At 52.2% G+C, this 18592-nt stretch carries 15 protein-coding genes; 12 read left to right on the plus strand and 3 right to left on the minus strand.

The genetic code is table 11. From position 1 onward, the window contains the following. The first annotated feature begins 28 nt into the window (after window positions 1–28). The 8 genes from yihU (at window position 29) to ompL (ending at window position 9666) form a co-directional block, all read left to right on the plus strand. Entirely contained in the window at window positions 29–925 is an 897-nt protein-coding gene (gene yihU / locus BZK40_RS18550; protein ID WP_079935078.1) for a sulfolactaldehyde 3-reductase, read from the plus strand. A gap of 10 nt (window positions 926–935) precedes the next feature. After that, the gene (gene yihT / locus BZK40_RS18555) at window positions 936–1811 is read left to right on the plus strand and encodes a sulfofructosephosphate aldolase (RefSeq protein WP_079935079.1); all 876 of its coding nucleotides are present in this window, start codon (window positions 936–938) and stop codon (window positions 1809–1811) included. Between the two features lie 12 nt (window positions 1812–1823). Then, window positions 1824–3065: a sulfoquinovose isomerase gene (gene yihS / locus BZK40_RS18560; RefSeq protein ID WP_079935080.1), complete on the plus strand. Its 1242-nt coding sequence runs from the start codon at window positions 1824–1826 to the stop codon at window positions 3063–3065. Window positions 3066–3083: 18 nt separating this feature from the next. After that, window positions 3084–3926: an aldose-1-epimerase gene (locus tag BZK40_RS18565; RefSeq protein ID WP_079935081.1), complete on the plus strand. Its 843-nt coding sequence runs from the start codon at window positions 3084–3086 to the stop codon at window positions 3924–3926. Between the two features lie 48 nt (window positions 3927–3974). Further along, the gene (locus BZK40_RS18570) at window positions 3975–6011 is read left to right on the plus strand and encodes an alpha-glucosidase (RefSeq protein WP_079935082.1); all 2037 of its coding nucleotides are present in this window, start codon (window positions 3975–3977) and stop codon (window positions 6009–6011) included. 45 nt (window positions 6012–6056) lie between these two features. Then, window positions 6057–7439, plus strand: coding sequence for an MFS transporter (locus BZK40_RS18575; RefSeq protein ID WP_048227542.1), 1383 nt, complete (start codon window positions 6057–6059; stop codon window positions 7437–7439). 46 nt (window positions 7440–7485) lie between these two features. Next, on the plus strand, window positions 7486–8907 hold the full coding sequence (locus BZK40_RS18580; RefSeq protein ID WP_079935083.1) for an MFS transporter: 1422 nt from the start codon (window positions 7486–7488) through the stop codon (window positions 8905–8907). Window positions 8908–8973: 66 nt separating this feature from the next. Continuing rightward, window positions 8974–9666, plus strand: coding sequence for a porin OmpL (gene ompL, locus BZK40_RS18585; RefSeq protein WP_060683033.1), 693 nt, complete (start codon window positions 8974–8976; stop codon window positions 9664–9666). A gap of 68 nt (window positions 9667–9734) precedes the next feature. Here the strand turns inward: ompL and typA are convergent, their stop codons facing one another. Further along, the gene (gene typA, locus BZK40_RS18590) at window positions 9735–11558 is read right to left on the minus strand and encodes a ribosome-dependent GTPase TypA (protein WP_008786988.1); all 1824 of its coding nucleotides are present in this window, start codon (window positions 11556–11558) and stop codon (window positions 9735–9737) included. 379 nt (window positions 11559–11937) lie between these two features. Between typA and glnA the strand changes: the two genes are divergently transcribed. The 4 genes from glnA to BZK40_RS24250 all read left to right on the plus strand — a co-directional run bounded on the left by glnA (window position 11938) and on the right by BZK40_RS24250 (window position 16322). Then, entirely contained in the window at window positions 11938–13347 is a 1410-nt protein-coding gene (glnA, locus tag BZK40_RS18605; protein ID WP_008786987.1) for a glutamate--ammonia ligase, read from the plus strand. A gap of 282 nt (window positions 13348–13629) precedes the next feature. Beyond that, on the plus strand, window positions 13630–14679 hold the full coding sequence (gene glnL / locus BZK40_RS18615; RefSeq protein ID WP_008786986.1) for a nitrogen regulation protein NR(II): 1050 nt from the start codon (window positions 13630–13632) through the stop codon (window positions 14677–14679). A gap of 10 nt (window positions 14680–14689) precedes the next feature. Continuing rightward, a complete protein-coding gene (glnG, locus tag BZK40_RS18620) occupies window positions 14690–16099 on the plus strand; it encodes a nitrogen regulation protein NR(I) (protein WP_003825317.1) in 1410 nt (469 codons plus the stop codon). 112 nt (window positions 16100–16211) lie between these two features. After that, window positions 16212–16322, plus strand: coding sequence for a YshB family small membrane protein (locus BZK40_RS24250; RefSeq protein WP_020996121.1), 111 nt, complete (start codon window positions 16212–16214; stop codon window positions 16320–16322). An 87-nt stretch (window positions 16323–16409) separates the two neighbouring features. On the opposite strand, the gene hemN is transcribed toward BZK40_RS24250, so the two are convergent. Together hemN and yihI are read right to left on the minus strand one after the other, a co-directional pair. Continuing rightward, window positions 16410–17783, minus strand: coding sequence for an oxygen-independent coproporphyrinogen III oxidase (gene hemN, locus BZK40_RS18625; RefSeq protein ID WP_079935084.1), 1374 nt, complete (start codon window positions 17781–17783; stop codon window positions 16410–16412). Window positions 17784–17971: 188 nt separating this feature from the next. Beyond that, a complete protein-coding gene (gene yihI, locus BZK40_RS18630; RefSeq protein ID WP_003028627.1) occupies window positions 17972–18481 on the minus strand; it encodes a Der GTPase-activating protein YihI in 510 nt (169 codons plus the stop codon). Between the last annotated feature and the right edge of the window lie 111 nt (window positions 18482–18592).

An 18592-nucleotide genomic window follows, 5' to 3' on the forward strand; every position in this document is an offset into this window, starting at 1 on the left:
AATGACATTCACGTCTCAGGAGAACGTTATGGCAGTTATAGCATTTATCGGATTAGGTCAGATGGGTTCACCCATGGCGAGCAACTTGCTGAAGCAGGGTCATCAACTCAGCGTCTTTGACGTTAACCCGGATGCTGTTCAGCGCCTGGTAGAAAAAGGAGCTCAGCCTGCCAGCAACCCGGCTCAGGCAGCAAAAGGGGCTGAATTTGTCATCACCATGCTGCCAAACGGCGATCTGGTGCGCAGCGTACTGTTCGGAGAGCAAGGTATCTGCGAAAGCCTCTCCCCACAGGCATTAGTGATTGATATGTCGACCATTCATCCACTGCAAACCGACAAGCTTATCGCTGATATGCGTGACAAAGGTTTCGACATGATGGATTGCCCGGTTGGACGCACCTCCGATCACGCCATCGCGGGAACGCTGTTGCTGCTGGCAGGCGGAACGGCACAGCAGGTAGAACGCGCCGCACCGGTTCTGATGGCGATGGGTAATGAATTGATCAATGCAGGGGGTCCCGGCATGGGGATCCGCGTGAAACTCATCAACAACTACATGAGTATCGCACTGAACGCTCTTTCTGCCGAAGCAGCCGTGTTGTGCGAGGCACTTGGCCTCTCCTTTGATGTGGCCTTGCAAGTTATGAGCGGCACCCCCGCCGGGAAAGGCCACTTCACTACCTCCTGGCCGAACAAAGTGCTGAAAGGCGATCTTTCCCCGGCCTTCATGATCGATTTAGCTCACAAGGATCTTGGCATCGCGCTGGACGTTGCCAACCAACTGCATGTGCCGATGCCGCTCGGTGCTGCCTCCCGCGAAGTCTATAACCAGGCGCGTGCCGCTGGCCGTGGCCGTGAAGACTGGACGGCCATTCTTGAACAGGTTCGCGCATCCGCCGGGCTAAATAAACATACAGATAAGTAAGGACTGAACAATGACGAAGTACACCCTGAAAGATATCACCCGAGCTTCTGGCGGATTTGCCATGCTGGCAGTCGATCAGCGCGAAGCCATGCGCTTAATGTTTGCCGCAGCAGGTGCAAAATCCCCGGTCAATGACAGCGTGCTGACCGATTTCAAAGTCAATGCGGCGAAGATCCTGTCCCCCTATGCCTCCGCCATTCTGGTCGATCAGCAGTTCTGCTACCGCCAGGTTGTAGAGCAAAGCGCTGTCGCCAAAAGCTGCGCCATGATTGTGGCCGCTGATGAGTTCATTCCGGGTAACGGTATTCCGGTCGATAGCGTGGTGATTGATAAAAAAATCAACCCGCAGACCGTGAAGCAAGATGGTGCTAAGGCTCTCAAACTGCTGGTGCTATGGCGTAGCGATGAAGATGCCCAACAGCGCCTGGACATGGTGAAAGAATTCAATGAGCTATGCCATTCCAATGGCTTGCTGAGCATCATCGAGCCGGTTGTTCGCCCACCGCGTCGTGGCGATAAGTTCGATCGCGAACAGGCCATTATCGATGCCGCAAAAGAGCTGGGTGATAGCGGTGCCGATCTCTACAAGGTCGAAATGCCGCTGTACGGCAAAGGTACCCAACAAGAACTGCTTAGCGCCTCTCAACGCCTGAATGAGAACATCAACATGCCGTGGGTCATTCTCTCCTCTGGTGTGGATGAAAAACTGTTCCCGCGCGCAGTCAGCGTAGCAATGACCGCAGGCGCATCTGGCTTCCTGGCCGGACGTGCGGTCTGGTCATCGGTTGTTGGCCTGCCAGATACCGAACTGATGCTGCGCGATGTTTCCGCGCCTAAATTGCAACGCCTGGGCGATATCGTCGACGAAATGATGGCCCGGCGCTAAGAGGATCTAAGAATGAAATGGTTCAACACCCTAAGCCACAACCGTTGGCTGGAGCAAGAAACCGACCGCATCTTTAACTTTGGTAAGAATGCGGCGGTACCCACCGGATTTGGCTGGCTGGGAAACAGTGGTCAGGTCAGAGCAGATATGGGGACACATCTGTGGATCACCGCCCGCATGCTGCACGTCTACTCCGTTGCCGCGTCAATGGGCCGTCCTGGCGCATATCAGCTAGTCGATCACGGCATTAAAGCACTGAACGGTGCGTTACGCGACACTCGCTACGGCGGTTGGTACGCCTGCGTAAATGATGAAGGCGTTATGGACGCCTCCAAACAGGGCTATCAGCATTTCTTTGTTTTGCTCGGTGCGGCAAGTGCGGTCACCACCGGTCATCCGCAGGCCAGACAATTGTTGGATGACGCTATCGACGTGATTGAAAAGTACTTCTGGAGCGAAGAGGAGCAGATGTGCCTGGAATCCTGGGACGAAGCTTTTAGCCAGACGGAAGATTACCGCGGCGGTAACGCCAACATGCACGCGGTCGAGGCTTTCCTGATCGTGTATGACGTTACCCATGACCGTAAATGGCTCGATCGCGCACTGCGAATTGCTTCGGTGATTATTCACGACGTAGCCCGCAGCGGGGAGTATCGCGTTAACGAACACTTCGATTCACAGTGGAACCCAATCCGCGATTACAACAAGGATAACCCAGCTCACCGTTTCCGCGCCTACGGCGGCACGCCGGGCCACTGGATCGAATGGGGCCGCCTGATGCTGCATCTGCATGCCGCGCTGGAAGCCCGTTTTGAAACGCCTCCCAAATGGCTGCTGGAAGATGCCAAAGGTTTGTTCCACGCCACCATCCGTGATGCCTGGGCACCGGACGGCGCAGATGGTTTTGTCTATTCGGTGGGCTGGGATGGTAAACCCATCGTTCGCGAAAGAGTGCGTTGGCCGATAGTCGAAGCCATGGGTACCGCCTATGCCTTGTATACCCTCACCGGCGACAGCCAATACGAAGCCTGGTACCAGAAGTGGTGGGATTACTGCATCACATATCTGATGGACTACGAGACCGGTTCATGGTGGCAGGAACTAGACACCGATAACAAGGTGACTACCAAAGTCTGGGACGGTAAGCAGGACATTTATCACCTACTGCACTGCCTGGTGATCCCGCGTCTACCGCTGGCTCCGGGCCTTGCACCGGCAGTGGCTGCCGGTCTGCTGGATATCAACGCTAAATAAGTAACAAGGTGAGCAGCCATGCATAACGGTGGAAAAACCATTCATCTTCAAGCCGGAAACTTCCAGGCAAAAATCGTCACGGTTGGTGCTGGACTAGCAGAATTGACGCACCGTGGGCGTCACATTGTGATTCCACATAAGCCGGAAGAGATGCCGCTGGCACATTTAGGAAAAGTGTTGGTTCCCTGGCCAAACCGCGTTGCAGATGGCTGCTATCAACATAACGGCAAGACCTTCCAACTTGCCGTTAACGACCATGTTTCACATACCGCCATCCATGGATTGCTGGCCTGGCGGGACTGGCAGATTAATCAACTGTCGAACACGGAAGTGTCGTTGACGATTTTTCTTCCGCCCTCTTATGGCTATCCCTTTGCGCTGGTTTCAGAGGTGATTTACCGACTGGAGGCAGACAGCGGATTGCACGTCATTATTCGGACACAGAATGTGGGTGACGAAATTGCCCCGTATGGCGCGGGAGCGCATCCCTACTTGACCTGCAATCTGCATCCTATCGATGACTGTGAATTAACACTCCCAGCGAGTGAAGAAACATGCGATGAACGGGATTTCACAACGCAGCGACGCATTGCGCAGACCACTATCGATCATACGTTCAGGACCATGCCACCTGACGCTGAGTGGGAAGTCAGGATAACCAGTCCATCGCAAAACATGTCCATTTTTTTACGCAGCCACCAGCCCTGGCTACAGGTGTACACCGGCGAAAAATTAGCACGGCGTGGCCTGGCGGTTGAACCGATGACCTGCCCGCCAGACGCCTTTAACTCCGGAATTAGCCTGATTCATCTCGCGCCCGGAGAAACACATCAAATGCATTTTTTAATCGGCAGTGAATAACAGATTTCCGACAAATTACCGAATTACCCTATTTTTACGGAGACGATAATGAATTCGCTACAACAACGGTCAACCGCCTTAGAACTCACATCATTACCTGATGGATTTGCTTTAACGTACCACCAGCGCCTGATTTTACGTCACAGCACAGAAACCCCCTGTCTGTGGATCGGCACTGGCGTTGCCGACATTGACATGTTTCGCGGCAACTTCAGCATCAAAGACAAGCTCAATGAGAAGATTGCTCTGACCGACGCCACGGTTAGCGAGTCACCTGATGGCTGGCTGGTACATTTCAGCCGCGGTAATACCATCAACGCCACGCTACACATCTCTACCGATGATCAGGGTCGTTTGAAGCTCGACCTCCATAACGAGGAACTCAGCCATAACCGTATCTGGCTGCGTCTGGCGGCCAACCCGGACGATCATATTTACGGCTGCGGCGAACAGTTCTCTTATTTCGACTTACGCGGTAAACCGTTCCCGCTGTGGACCAGCGAACAGGGCGTGGGCCGCAACAAAAACAGCTATGTCACCTGGCAGGCCGACTGCAAAGAAAATGCCGGCGGTGACTATTACTGGACCTTCTTTCCGCAGCCAACCTTCGTCAGCACACAGAAGTACTACTGCCACGTTGATAACAGTTGCTATATGAATTTCGATTTCAGCGCGCCGGAGTATCACGAACTCGCTCTGTGGGAAGACAAAACCACTCTGCGTATTGAGTGCGCCGAAACCTATATCTCTCTGCTGGAAAAACTGACTGCGCTGTTAGGACGCCAACCGGAGCTGCCGGACTGGATCTACGATGGCGTCACGCTCGGTATTCAGGGCGGTACTGAAATTTGCCAGAACAAACTGGACACCATGCGTAACGCAGGTGTGAAAGTAAACGGCATCTGGGCGCAGGATTGGTCCGGGATCCGCATGACCTCCTTTGGCAAGCGCGTGATGTGGAACTGGAAGTGGAACAGCGACAACTATCCGCAGCTGGATAACCGTATTAAGCAGTGGAAAGAAGAAGGTGTACAGTTCCTCTCCTATATCAACCCGTACGTCGCCAGCGATAAAGATCTCTGTGCCGAAGCGGCTGAACGCGGTTATCTGGCGAAAGATGCCTCAGGCGCTGACTATCTGGTTGAGTTCGGCGAGTTTTACGGCGGTGTGGTCGATCTGACCAACCCCGAAGCCTACGACTGGTTCAAAGAAGTCATCAAAAAGAACATGATTGAGCTGGGCTGCGGCGGTTGGATGGCCGACTTTGGCGAATATCTGCCAACCGATACGTATCTGCACAACGGCGTCAGCGCTGAAATTATGCATAACGCCTGGCCCGCACTGTGGGCGAAATGCAACTACGAAGCGTTACAGGAGACCGGCAAACTCGGCGAGATCCTGTTCTTTATGCGTGCGGGCTACACCGGCAGCCAAAAGTACTCCACCATGATGTGGGCAGGCGATCAGAACGTTGACTGGAGCCTCGACGACGGTCTGGCTTCCGTCGTTCCTGCGGCGCTGTCGCTGGCGATGACCGGTCACGGTCTGCACCACAGCGATATCGGCGGCTACACCACCCTGTTTGACATGAAACGCAGCAAAGAACTGCTGCTGCGCTGGTGTGACTTCAGCGCCTTCACGCCGATGATGCGCACCCACGAAGGTAACCGCCCTGGCGATAACTGGCAGTTTGATGGTGATGCTGAAACCATCGCCCACTTTGCCCGTATGACCACCGTCTTTACCACCCTGAAACCGTATCTAAAACAGGCTGTCACGCAAAACAGCGCTACCGGTCTGCCGGTGATGCGCCCGCTGTTCCTGCATTACGAAGACGATGCTCGGACCTATACCCTGAAATATCAGTATCTGCTGGGACAAGATTTGCTGGTCGCGCCGGTTCACGAACAGGGCCAGCAAAACTGGACGCTGTATCTGCCAGAGGATAGCTGGGTAAACGTCTGGACTGGGGAAACTTACCAGGGCGGTGAAATTACCGTAGATGCGCCTATTGGCAAGCCTCCGGTGTTTTATCGCGCGAAGAGTGAATGGGCGTCACTGTTTGCCACTTTACGCAACATCTAACACGGCTCGCCCGCGGGGCAACTCGCGGGCAAATGGAGAATAATAATGAGTCAGAATTCCTCTAATCCGGCAACCCTACGCTTGCCGTTCAAAGAAAAACTCGCCTATGGGATGGGTGATTTAGGCTCCAATATCCTGTTGGACATTGGTACCCTCTATTTACTCAAGTTTTATACCGATGTCCTTGGTTTACCAGGAACTTATGGCGGCATCATTTTCCTTATCGCCAAATTTTTTACCGCGTTTACCGATATGGGCACCGGGATTATGCTCGATTCCCGCCGCAAAATCGGCCCGAAAGGTAAATTCCGTCCGTTCGTTCTTTACGCCGCATTTCCAGTTACCTTGCTGGCGATTGCCAACTTTGTCGGTACACCGTTTGAAGTAACCGGTAAAACGGTGATGGCAACGGTGCTGTTTATGTTGTACGGACTGTTCTTCAGCATGATGAACTGCTCCTATGGTGCAATGGTTCCCGCGATTACGAAAAATCCGGACGAGCGCGCTTCACTGGCAGCCTGGCGACAAGGGGGCGCAACCCTGGGTTTGTTGCTATGTACAGTCGGCTTTGTACCGGTAATGAACTTGATCGAAGGCAATTCACAGCTGGGTTATATCTTCGCTGCCACGTTGTTCTCGCTGTTTGGCCTGCTGTTTATGTGGCTGTGCTATGCCGGGGTAAAAGAACGCTACGTGGAAGTGAAACCCGTGGATGCCGCGCAAAAACCGGGATTATTGCAATCCTTCCGCGCCATCGCCGGTAACCGCCCTCTGTTTATTCTGTGCGTTGCCAACCTTTGTACGCTTGGCGCATTTAACGTTAAGTTGGCAATTCAGGTCTATTACACCCAGTACGTACTGAATGACCCAATCCTCCTTTCCTGGATGGGCTTTTTCAGCATGGGCTGTATCTTCATCGGCGTCTTCTTGATGCCAGGAATGGTTAGGCGTTTCGGCAAGAAAAAAGTCTACATTGGCGGTTTGCTAATTTGGGTTGCAGGGGATTTGCTTAACTACTTCTTTGGTGGCGGTTCCGTCAGCTTTGTCGCCTTCTCCTGCCTGGCGTTCTTCGGCTCAGCATTCGTTAACAGCCTGAACTGGGCGCTGGTCTCCGATACGGTGGAATATGGCGAATGGCGAACCGGCGTACGCTCTGAAGGCACGGTATACACCGGTTTCACCTTCTTTCGTAAAGTGTCACAAGCGCTGGCAGGATTCTTCCCCGGCTGGATGCTGACGCAAATCGGCTACGTTCCCAACGTGGTGCAATCAGCAAGTACGGTCGAAGGTTTGCGTCAGTTGATCTTTATTTATCCCTGCGCTTTAGCGGTGATCACCATTGTGGCTATGGGCTGTTTCTACAACCTTAACGAGAAGATGTATGTCCGCATCGTTGAAGAGATAGAAGCGCGTAAACAACCCGTTTGATAATAATAATGAATAGCGCTCTACGGGGCGCTATTGAGGAGCGATTATGTCTTTTCATGATCCGCTAACGCTAAAACTGAGCCTGCGTGAAAAATTCGCCTACGGAGTGGGTGACTTCGGCTCAAATTTGATGCTGTGTATCGGCACACTGTATCTGCTTAAATTTTATACCGATGAACTAGGGATGCCGGCGTATTACGGTGGGATTATCTTTCTGGTGGCGAAGTTCTTCACCGCCTTCACTGATATGTTGACCGGTGTATTGCTGGACTCAAGGCGTAATATTGGCGCAAAAGGTAAATTCAGACCTTTTATTTTGTATGCGTCATTTCCTGTCGCAGTCGTTGCCAGCGCGCAGTTTTTAGCGACTGATTTTACGCTAACGGTGAAAACCGGACTGGCAACGGTGTTGTTTATGCTGTTCGGTCTGTTCTATAGCCTGATGAACTGCTCATACGGCGCGATGGTGCCTGCGATCACTAAAAACCCGCATGAACGCGCTCAGCTCGCTGCCTGGCGTCAGGGCGGCGCTACCGTAGGTCTGTTACTGTGCACCGTTGGCTTTATGCCAATTCAGGCTCTATTTGTCAGTTCGCCTTCGCTGGGTTATCTGATTGCCGCACTGATCTTTTCAGTCTGCGGGCTGTTCAGCATGTGGTGGTGTTTCAGCGGAGTGAAGGAACGCTATATCGAAATCGTGCCGGATCACCATAAGCCCAGCATTCTCAAATCGTTCTGTGCCATTTTCCGTAACCCTCCCCTGCTGGTGCTGTGTGTCGCCAACTTATGCACGCTGGCGGCATTCAACATCAAGCTGGCAATCCAGGTGTACTACACCCAGTACGTGCTCAATGATATTCATCTGCTGTCGTGGATGGGGTTCTTCAGCATGGGATGCATTCTGGTTGGGGTACTGCTGGTTCCCGCTGCGGTGAAACGCTTCGGTAAAAAGCAGGTTTACCTCGGCGGTCTGGCATTATGGGCTATCGGCGATGTACTGAACTTTTTCTGGGGCAGCACATCATTTTTGTTCGTGACATTCTCCTGTATGGCCTTCTTCGGAACCGCTTTTGTTAACAGCCTGAACTGGGCGCTGGTTCCGGATACGGTCGATTATGGCGAATGGAAAACAGGGATCCGCGCGGAAGGTTCGGTGTATACGGGTTATACCTTTTCGCGCAAAATTTCCGCTGCGCTCGCTGGTTTCCTGCCAGGCATCATGCTGACGCAAATCGGTTATATCCCCAACATAACTCAAAGCGATGCAACTTTGCTCGGCCTGCGTCAGCTTATTTTCCTTTGGCCTTGTGGATTGGCCATTATCGCTGCATTCACGATGGGTTTATTTTATAAGCTCAACGAAACTCGCTTTGCTTTTATTATTGAGGAAATCAGCCAACGGAAAAAAAACAATGCTCTATCGGATCCTGTTACCACTAAAAATAATACCTCTGCTGTAAACGTATAAAAATAATAGCCGCCTATTCCATCTTAATGGATGGCGGCCTCCCTACGCTTAAAAAATGGATTTATTATGAAAAAGTTAACAACAATAATTCTCTTATCTTCGGTTGCTTCTACCTCTGTTTTTGCGGGTGCCTATGTCGAGAACCGCGAGGCATATAATCTGGCGTCAGATCAGATAGAAGTGATGATGCGCGTTGGCTATAACTCCGATATGGGCGCGGGTATCATGCTCACCAACACCTACACCATGCAACGCAAGGATGAGTTAAAACACGGCTATAATGAAATAGAGGGCTGGTATCCGTTATTTAAACCGACAGATAAATTAACTATCCAGCCAGGTGGGTTGATAAATGATAAGAGTACGGGTTCCGGTGGTGCAGCTTATCTGGATGTTAACTATAAATTTACCCCATGGTTTAATCTTACCGTGCGTAACCGATATAACCATAATAACTACAGCTCAACCGATCTAAACGGTGACCAGGACAATAATGATACCTATGAAATAGGCAACTACTGGAATTTTACTATCACCGATAAATTTTCCTATACCTTTGAGCCGCACTATTTTATTCGAGTGAATGACTTCAATAGCAGTAACGGAAAAGATCATCACTGGGAGATTACGAATACCTTCAAGTATCGTATTAATGAACATTGGTTACCCTACCTGGAACTACGCTGGTTAGATCGCAATGTAGAACCTTATCACCGCGAACAAAATCAAATTCGTGTCGGGGCTAAGTATTTCTTCTAATCTTTCCGAAATAAAAAAGCCGCTGATAATCAGCGGCTTTTTTGTGCTTACCTGAAAAAGAGTGTTAATTACTCTTCTTTCGCGCCACGCATTGCACGGCGACGATCGTTTTCAGTCAGGTGACGCTTACGGATACGGATAGAGGTTGGTGTTACTTCTACCAGTTCGTCGTCATCGATGAATTCCAGAGCCTGCTCCAGAGTCATCTTAACCGGCGGAACCAGAACCGTTGCTTCGTCAGTACCAGACGCACGCATGTTAGTCAGTTTCTTACCGGTCAGGCAGTTTACAGTCAGGTCGTTAGAGCGGCTGTGAATACCGATGATCTGGCCTTCGTAAACTTCAGCACCGTGACCCAGGAACAGCTTACCGCGGTCCTGCAGGCTGAACAGTGCGAACGCAACTGCTTTACCCTGGCCGTTGGAGATCAGTACGCCGTTCTGACGCTGACCCACATCACCCGCACGAACATCGTCGTAGTGGCTGAAGGTGGAGTACAGCAGACCGGTACCGGAAGTCATGGTCATGAATTCTGAACGGAAGCCGATCAGACCACGGCTTGGGATCACGTAGTCAAGACGTACGCGGCCTTTGCCATCTGGATTCATGTTTTTCAGGTCGCCTTTACGCTCACCCAGAGCTTGCATCACAGAACCCTGGTGCTGCTCTTCAACGTCCAGCGTTACGTTTTCGAACGGCTCTTGTTTACGGCCGTCGATTTCGCGGAAGATTACTTTCGGACGGGAAACCGCCATTTCGAAACCTTCACGACGCATGTTTTCGATCAGAACAGACAGGTGCAGCTCACCACGACCGGATACACGGAACGCATCCGCATCTTCGGTTTCTTCAACGCGCAGCGCAACGTTGTGCACCAGCTCTTTGTTCAGGCGGTCAAGGATCTGACGAGAGGTAACATATTTACCTTCTTTACCGCAGAACGGAGAGGTGTTTACGCAGAAGAACATGGTAACGGTCGGTTCATCAACGGACAGAGCTGGCAGCGCTTCAACATTCTGCGGGTCGCAGATGGTGTCGGAGATGTTCAGTTCGCCCAGACCGGTGATCGCGATGATATCGCCTGCTTCGGCAATATCACTCTCGATACGTTCCAGACCCAGATGGGTCAGAACTTTACCGACTTTACCGTTACGGGTTTTGCCTTCGCTATCAATGATAGTGATCTGCTGGTTCGGTTTAACTTTACCGCGTTTGATGCGGCCGATACCGATTACGCCAACGTAGTTGTTGTAGTCCAGCTGAGAGATTTGCATCTGCAGCGGGCCATCAAGATCTACGCTCGGAGCCGGTACACGATCAACGATAGTCTGATACAGCGGAGTCATGTCTTCAGCCATGTCTTCGTGATCCAGACCCGCGATACCGTTCAGCGCAGAAGCGTAAACGATCGGGAAGTCCAGCTGCTCGTCGGTAGCGTCGAGGTTAACGAACAGGTCAAATACCTGATCAACAACCCAGTCAGGACGCGCGCCAGGACGGTCAACTTTGTTGATAACAACAATTGGCTTCAGGCCATGGGCAAAGGCTTTTTTGGTCACGAAGCGCGTCTGCGGCATCGGACCGTCCATTGCATCCACCACCAGCAGCACAGAGTCGACCATGGACATTACACGTTCAACTTCACCACCGAAGTCGGCGTGCCCCGGGGTATCAACGATGTTGATACGGTAGTCATTCCATTTGATAGCGGTGTTTTTAGCGAGGATGGTAATCCCACGCTCTTTCTCCAAATCGTTGGAGTCCATCACGCGCTCTTGGGTTTCAGCACGTGCATCGAACGTACCGGATTGTTGGAGCAGCTTGTCTACCAGGGTCGTTTTACCATGGTCTACGTGCGCGATGATGGCGATGTTACGCAAATTTTCGATCACAACTTTGCCTCAGGCATTTTAGAAATAGCGCGTTATTGTACACGGATTAATCGCAGTACAAAACAGGATCACAAACATCCTCCGCAAACAAGTATTGCAGAGTTTCTTTGTGATCACATTCACGGAGCGTTAAAAGGGGTAATCTGACATGCTTTGCACCAATATGGTGCTTAATGTTCACATTAAAGCACTATAATGGTGCAATACAACCTTCATGGTGCAGCCCCTTTGCACGATGGTGCGCATGATAACGCCTTTTAGGGGCAATTTAAAAGTTGGCACAGATTTCGCTTTATATTTTTTATGGCGACACGGCCAATTTTTGCAGAATTGAAGACTTCGTTACCACGACGACAATGACTAATCCGGGAGAGTAAGTATGTCCGCTGAACACGTTTTGACGATGCTGAACGAACACGAAGTGAAGTTTGTTGATTTACGCTTCACTGATACCAAAGGTAAAGAACAGCACGTCACTATTCCTGCTCATCAGGTAAATGCCGAATTCTTTGAAGAAGGCAAAATGTTTGACGGCTCCTCAATCGGTGGCTGGAAAGGCATTAACGAATCAGACATGGTTCTGATGCCAGATGCGTCTACTGCTCTCATCGACCCGTTCTTTGAAGAGTCTACCCTGATCATCCGTTGCGATATCCTGGAACCAGGTACGCTGCAGGGCTACGACCGTGACCCGCGCTCCATCGCTAAACGTGCTGAAGAGTATCTGCGTTCTACCGGCATCGCAGACACCGTTCTGTTCGGACCAGAGCCAGAATTCTTCCTGTTTGACGACATCCGTTTCGGCGCAACTATTTCCGGTTCCCACGTGGCTATCGATGACATCGAAGGCGCATGGAACTCCTCCACCAAATACGAAGGTGGTAACAAAGGTCACCGTCCAGGCGTGAAAGGCGGTTACTTCCCGGTTCCTCCGGTAGATTCTTCTCAGGATATCCGTTCTACCATGTGTCTGATCATGGAAGAAATGGGCCTGGTTGTTGAAGCGCATCACCACGAAGTGGCGACTGCCGGTCAGAACGAAATCGCGACCCGCTTTAACACCATGACCAAAAAAGCGGACGAAATTCAGATCTACAAATATGTCGTTCACAACGTCGCTCACCGTTTCGGTAAAACCGCGACCTTTATGCCAAAACCAATGTTTGGCGATAACGGTTCCGGCATGCACTGCCACATGTCCCTGTCCAAGAACGGCGTAAACCTGTTCTCCGGTGACAAATATGCGGGTCTCTCTGAGCAGGCGCTGTACTACATCGGTGGCGTAATCAAGCACGCTAAAGCGATCAACGCCCTGGCTAACCCGACCACCAACTCCTACAAGCGTCTGGTCCCGGGTTACGAAGCACCGGTAATGTTGGCTTACTCTGCCCGTAACCGTTCTGCGTCTATCCGTATCCCGGTAGTTGCTTCTCCGAAAGCGCGTCGTATCGAAGTGCGTTTCCCGGACCCGGCTGCTAACCCGTACCTGTGCTTCGCAGCGCTGCTGATGGCTGGTCTTGACGGTATTAAGAACAAGATCCACCCGGGCGAAGCAATGGACAAAAACCTGTACGACCTGCCGCCGGAAGAAGCGAAAGAGATCCCACAGGTTGCTGGTTCTCTGGAAGAAGCACTGAAAGAACTGGATCTGGACCGCGAGTTCCTGACCGCAGGCGGCGTGTTCACCAATGAAGCGATCGATGCGTACATTGCGCTGCGTCGCGAAGAAGATGACCGCGTGCGCATGACTCCGCACCCGGTAGAGTTTGAGCTGTACTACAGCGTTTAATCGTTTGAGTTGCCGTGGAACTTTTAGCCTGCTCAGGCAGGCTTGAGATCGATGGTGAATGATAGGACGCCTGATGGCGCAAACTTATCAGGCCTGGAGGGTAACATTACCTTGTAGGCCGGATAAGGCAAATCCGCCATCCGGCATCTATGTTTGCCAGTCATCTGTAGCCCATCTCTGGATGGGCTTTTTTCTCCACTAACAACCTGCTTTTTCGCGCTTTTTTGATGTAAAAAGCTATAATGCACTAAATTGGTGCAACACTTTTCAGGAGACTGCTGAATGGCAACCGGCACGCTGCCCGATGCTGGGCAGATCCTAAATTCTTTAATCAACAGCATCTTACTCGTCGACGATGAGCTGGCTGTACATTACGCCAACCCGGCGGCACAGCAGTTGCTCGCCCAAAGCTCCCGCAAACTGTTTGGTACCCCGCTTCCCGATCTGTTGAGTTATTTCTCCTTAAACATCGGACTTATGCGAGAGAGCCTGGAAGCAGGCCAGGGCTTTACGGATAACGAAGTGACGCTGGTGATAGACAGCCACTCACATATCCTCTCTGTGACCGCTCAGAGGCTGCCTGATGGCCTTATCTTGCTGGAGATGGCCCCTATGGATAATCAGCGCCGTCTGAGTCAGGAACAGCTCCAGCACGCCCAGCAGATTGCTGCCCGCGATCTGGTGCGTGGTCTGGCACATGAAATTAAAAACCCGCTGGGCGGATTACGCGGTGCGGCGCAACTTCTCAGTAAAGCGCTTCCGGACCCGGCGCTGACCGAATATACCAAAGTCATTATTGAACAGGCGGACCGCCTGCGTAATCTGGTCGACCGTCTGCTGGGGCCACAACAGCCCGGCATGCACATCACGGAAAGTATTCACAAAGTGGCGGAACGCGTGGTGGCGCTGGTCTCGATGGAGCTGCCGGAAAACGTCACGCTAATCCGGGATTACGACCCAAGTCTGCCCGAATTACTGCACGACCCGGACCAGATCGAGCAGGTTTTGCTGAACATCGTACGCAATGCTTTGCAGGCGCTGGGACCGGAAGGCGGCGAGATCATTCTGCGCACCCGCACCGCGTTTCAGCTCACGCTACACGGCATGCGTTACCGTCTGGCGGCACGAATTGATGTAGAGGATAACGGTCCAGGTATTCCCTCGCATTTGCAGGATACGCTGTTCTACCCAATGGTTAGCGGTCGCGAAGGCGGTACCGGCCTTGGATTATCTATCGCCCGTAATTTGATTGATCAACATTCCGGCAAAATTGAATTTACCAGTTGGCCGGGTCATACCGAGTTCTCGGTTTACCTGCCTATCAGGAAATAAGGTGACGTTTATGCAACGAGGAATAGTCTGGGTCGTTGATGACGATAGTTCCATCCGTTGGGTGCTTGAACGTGCGCTCGCAGGGGCAGGGCTAAGCTGTACCACATTTGAAAGTGGTAAAGAGGTACTGGACGCGCTGGCCAGCAAAACGCCGGACGTGCTGTTGTCGGATATCCGCATGCCGGGTATGGACGGCCTGACGCTGTTAAAACAGATTAAACAGCGGCATCCGATGCTTCCGGTCATCATAATGACCGCGCACTCCGATCTGGATGCCGCCGTCAGCGCCTATCAGCAAGGAGCGTTTGATTATCTGCCCAAACCTTTTGATATTGATGAAGCCGTGGCGTTGGTCGAGCGCGCCATCAGTCATTATCAGGAACAGCAGCAGCCGCGTAATGTTCAGATTAACGGCCCCACAACCGACATCATCGGCGAAGCGCCAGCAATGCAGGACGTCTTTCGCATTATTGGTCGCCTGTCCCGGTCTTCAATCAGCGTATTGATTAATGGGGAGTCAGGAACCGGTAAAGAGCTGGTCGCCCATGCGTTGCACCGTCATAGCCCGCGCGTCAAAGCGCCGTTTATCGCGCTGAACATGGCGGCAATCCCGAAAGATTTGATCGAATCTGAGCTGTTTGGCCACGAGAAAGGCGCGTTTACCGGGGCGAATACCATTCGTCAGGGGCGCTTTGAACAGGCAGACGGCGGTACGCTGTTCCTCGATGAAATTGGCGATATGCCGCTGGACGTGCAAACGCGTTTATTGCGCGTATTAGCCGACGGACAGTTTTACCGCGTTGGCGGTTACGCGCCCGTAAAGGTAGATGTACGCATTATCGCCGCCACGCACCAGAATCTTGAACTACGCGTGCAGGAAGGCAAATTCCGTGAGGACTTATTCCATCGCCTGAACGTCATCCGGGTACATCTGCCGCCACTGCGTGAACGTCGGGAAGATATCCCCCGCCTGGCGCGTCATTTCCTGCAGGAGGCCGCCCGCGAACTGGGGGTGGAAGCCAAACAATTACACCCGGAAACCGAGGCTGCGCTCACCCGTCTGGCCTGGCCAGGTAACGTACGTCAGCTTGAGAACACCTGCCGCTGGTTAACCGTCATGGCCGCCGGGCAGGAAGTCCTGATTCAGGACTTACCAACCGAGCTGTTTGAAACCTCTGTGCCAGATGCACCGTCCCATATGCAGCCGGATAGTTGGGCAACGCTATTGGCACAGTGGGCGGATCGGGCATTACGCTCCGGTCATCAAAACTTGCTTTCTGAGGCCCAACCAGAGATGGAGCGCACGCTGTTGACTACCGCGCTACGTCATACCCAGGGGCATAAACAGGAAGCGGCACGCTTGCTCGGTTGGGGTCGTAATACCTTGACGCGTAAGCTAAAAGAACTCGGAATGGAGTGACATATCGTCACTGTGTAAAGATTAATAATTGAGCGCAAATAGCTGCTATTTTGCGCTTTACTGTTCCGATGAGTTAAGTATGATCGTGCCCGACTAACGGGGGGAAGTCATCATGCTGGAATCAATCATTAATCTGCTGTCGAGCGGTGCGGTCGAAAGCCATACGCCACAAACTGCGGTCGCCGCAGTATTGTGCGCAGCGCTGGTTGGACTGTTCAGCTAGCGGGTTCGCCGGGTGGCGCTTCGCTTACCCGACCTACGTATTGAGATTTTCGTAGGCACGATAAGCGAAGCGCCACCCGGAAAAGCGTTAAATCACCCGCGAGAATTGCTGCATCCGCGCTTTCTGGCGCAGATACGCATCGAAGCACATGCAAATATTACGGATCAGCAGACGGCCCTTCGGCGTGACCTGAATCCCCTTCTCATCGACATCCACCAGCCCATCCTTCGCCAGCGGTGCCAGCAGTTTCAGGTCTTCGGCAAAATAGTCAGCGAAGTTCAGATCCCATTGCTGTTCCACAGCGGCATAGTCGAGGCGGAAGTTGCAGATCAGGAGCTTGATAACATCCCGACGAATGCAGTCGTCACGGGTCAGGGCAATTCCGCGCCACAGCGCGTCCCCCTGCTCGTCTACCTGCTGATAATAGCGCTTCAGCTCTTTCTGGTTCTGCGCGTAGTTGTCACCAATCATACTAATGGCTGACACGCCCATTCCCAGCAGATCGGTATCACCCTGGGTGGTATAACCCTGGAAATTACGATGCAGCACACCCTTGCGTTGAGCAATGGCCAGTTCGTCATCCGGGCGGGCAAAGTGATCCATGCCAATGAACTGATAGCCAGTTTCGGTCAGTGAAGAGATGGTTTCCTGCAGGATATCCAGCTTATGCTGCGCGCTGGGCAGGTCGGCATCTTTAATTTTGCGCTGAGCGGCAAACAGCGTCGGCAGGTGCGCGTAGTTAAAGACACTCAGTCGGTCTGGATTCAGCTCAGCAACGCGTTTCAGGGTGAAGGCGAAACTTTCCGGCGTCTGTTTTGGCAAACCATAAATCAGATCGATATTCGTCGAGGTAAAGCCAATCTCACGCGCATGATTCAGCAGCGCAAAGATGAATTCCTCATCCTGCTCACGGTTCACCAGGCGCTGAACTTCCTTATTGAAGTCCTGCACCCCCATGCTCAGGCGGTTAAAACCTTCAGCGCGTAAATGATCGAGCACATCCAGCTCAATTTCACGCGGATCCACTTCGATCGAGATTTCAGCGTCGTCGTTAAAGTTAAAGTTGCCACGCAGCAGCGACATCAAACGACTGATTTGCGCTTTATTCAGGTACGTAGGCGTGCCGCCGCCCCAGTGCAGCTGACTGACATGACGTCCGGCGAACAGCGGTGCGCGATGAATAATTTCTTGTTCTAAGACATCGAGGTATTGATCGGCTTTATGCTGCTGGCGAGTCACGACCTTGTTACAGCCGCAGAAGTAGCACAGCTTGTGGCAGAACGGAATGTGAACGTACAGCGAGAGAGGACGCTCAGGATAACGCGCCACGGCCTTTAGAAATGCCTCAGTGCCGTAGTCTTCAGAAAACTCCAGCGCGGTCGGGTACGAGGTATATCGTGGCCCGGAATAGTTATATTTCTGGATCAGGGCCAGGTCCCAGTCTATTAACTGCTCTGACATGCTCACTCCTTCCGATGGCGTCTCTGGCGGGTACGGCGTACCGACTTAACCCCAGTACGGGTGATAAGTCGGTTGCGCAGCCACTTCTGTCGCCGCGACAACCGCTGTAGTTTAACGAATAACCACACCAGATAACATATAACCGGAAGGGTTATAAGCAGGACGGGAAGACCCACGGTGTAAAACCGTTAGTTGCCGCCTTTCAGCAGGCGCATCATGTCTTCCTGCTTTTCTTCTTCTTCCTCTTCTTCCTCGTCATCGTAAGAAAGACCCAGCTTTTGCATCAGCTCATCGATGCGATCCAGCTTGGCATCAACCCAGGACTGATCTTCCGCGCTCAGGGTTTCTCCTGCTTCAAGACGCTCCAGCAGCGCATCCAGGCGCTCATCCGTTTCCAGTAAATCCAACTCAGCCTGTGGTGAAAGCATAGGTTTCTCACTCTTCGGTTTGTGCTGTTTGGTGACTTTTTCGGTCACGCCCAATGGAATGGGGGTTTTGCTGCCAATACGAGGATCTTTTTGCTTATTTTGGTTTCCGCCACCAGATGCGCCTTCGCTACCGGACGCACGGCTACCTGCCGCATGACCACGGTGTTTTTTCTGGCGCTTACGGTCGCGAGCTTCCTGGTTAATTTCTTCGCGTGTTTTACGACGCGCTTTTGCAGGACCTTTACCGCGTGGTGTAGAAGTTGGTTTCATCATGATTCGTCTTTGGCTGTTTTTATTCAGTATATAATTGCGCCGGAATCTAGCAGAAATAAAGAAAAAAGGCGACAGAGTAATCTGTCGCCTTTTTTCCTGACTCTCAAC

It is taken from the genome of Citrobacter portucalensis (genome assembly GCF_002042885.1).
Classification (GTDB): Bacteria; Pseudomonadota; Gammaproteobacteria; order Enterobacterales; family Enterobacteriaceae; genus Citrobacter; species Citrobacter portucalensis.

What these genes read in the sequence shown, in the direction of transcription:
- BZK40_RS18570 (WP_079935082.1), top strand. Translation starts at nt 3,975, where the DNA reads ATGAATTCGCTACAACAACGGTCAACCGCCTTAGAACTCACATCATTA.
- glnG (WP_003825317.1), top strand. Translation starts at nt 14,690, where the DNA reads ATGCAACGAGGAATAGTCTGGGTCGTTGATGACGATAGTTCCATCCGT.
- glnL (WP_008786986.1), top strand. Translation starts at nt 13,630, where the DNA reads ATGGCAACCGGCACGCTGCCCGATGCTGGGCAGATCCTAAATTCTTTA.
- glnA (WP_008786987.1), top strand. Translation starts at nt 11,938, where the DNA reads ATGTCCGCTGAACACGTTTTGACGATGCTGAACGAACACGAAGTGAAG.
- ompL (WP_060683033.1), top strand. Translation starts at nt 8,974, where the DNA reads ATGAAAAAGTTAACAACAATAATTCTCTTATCTTCGGTTGCTTCTACC.
- yihU (WP_079935078.1), top strand. Translation starts at nt 29, where the DNA reads ATGGCAGTTATAGCATTTATCGGATTAGGTCAGATGGGTTCACCCATG.
- yihI (WP_003028627.1), bottom strand. Translation starts at nt 18,481, where the DNA reads ATGAAACCAACTTCTACACCACGCGGTAAAGGTCCTGCAAAAGCGCGT.
- yihT (WP_079935079.1), top strand. Translation starts at nt 936, where the DNA reads ATGACGAAGTACACCCTGAAAGATATCACCCGAGCTTCTGGCGGATTT.
- BZK40_RS24250 (WP_020996121.1), top strand. Translation starts at nt 16,212, where the DNA reads ATGCTGGAATCAATCATTAATCTGCTGTCGAGCGGTGCGGTCGAAAGC.
- yihS (WP_079935080.1), top strand. Translation starts at nt 1,824, where the DNA reads ATGAAATGGTTCAACACCCTAAGCCACAACCGTTGGCTGGAGCAAGAA.
- BZK40_RS18565 (WP_079935081.1), top strand. Translation starts at nt 3,084, where the DNA reads ATGCATAACGGTGGAAAAACCATTCATCTTCAAGCCGGAAACTTCCAG.
- BZK40_RS18580 (WP_079935083.1), top strand. Translation starts at nt 7,486, where the DNA reads ATGTCTTTTCATGATCCGCTAACGCTAAAACTGAGCCTGCGTGAAAAA.
- BZK40_RS18575 (WP_048227542.1), top strand. Translation starts at nt 6,057, where the DNA reads ATGAGTCAGAATTCCTCTAATCCGGCAACCCTACGCTTGCCGTTCAAA.
- hemN (WP_079935084.1), bottom strand. Translation starts at nt 17,783, where the DNA reads ATGTCAGAGCAGTTAATAGACTGGGACCTGGCCCTGATCCAGAAATAT.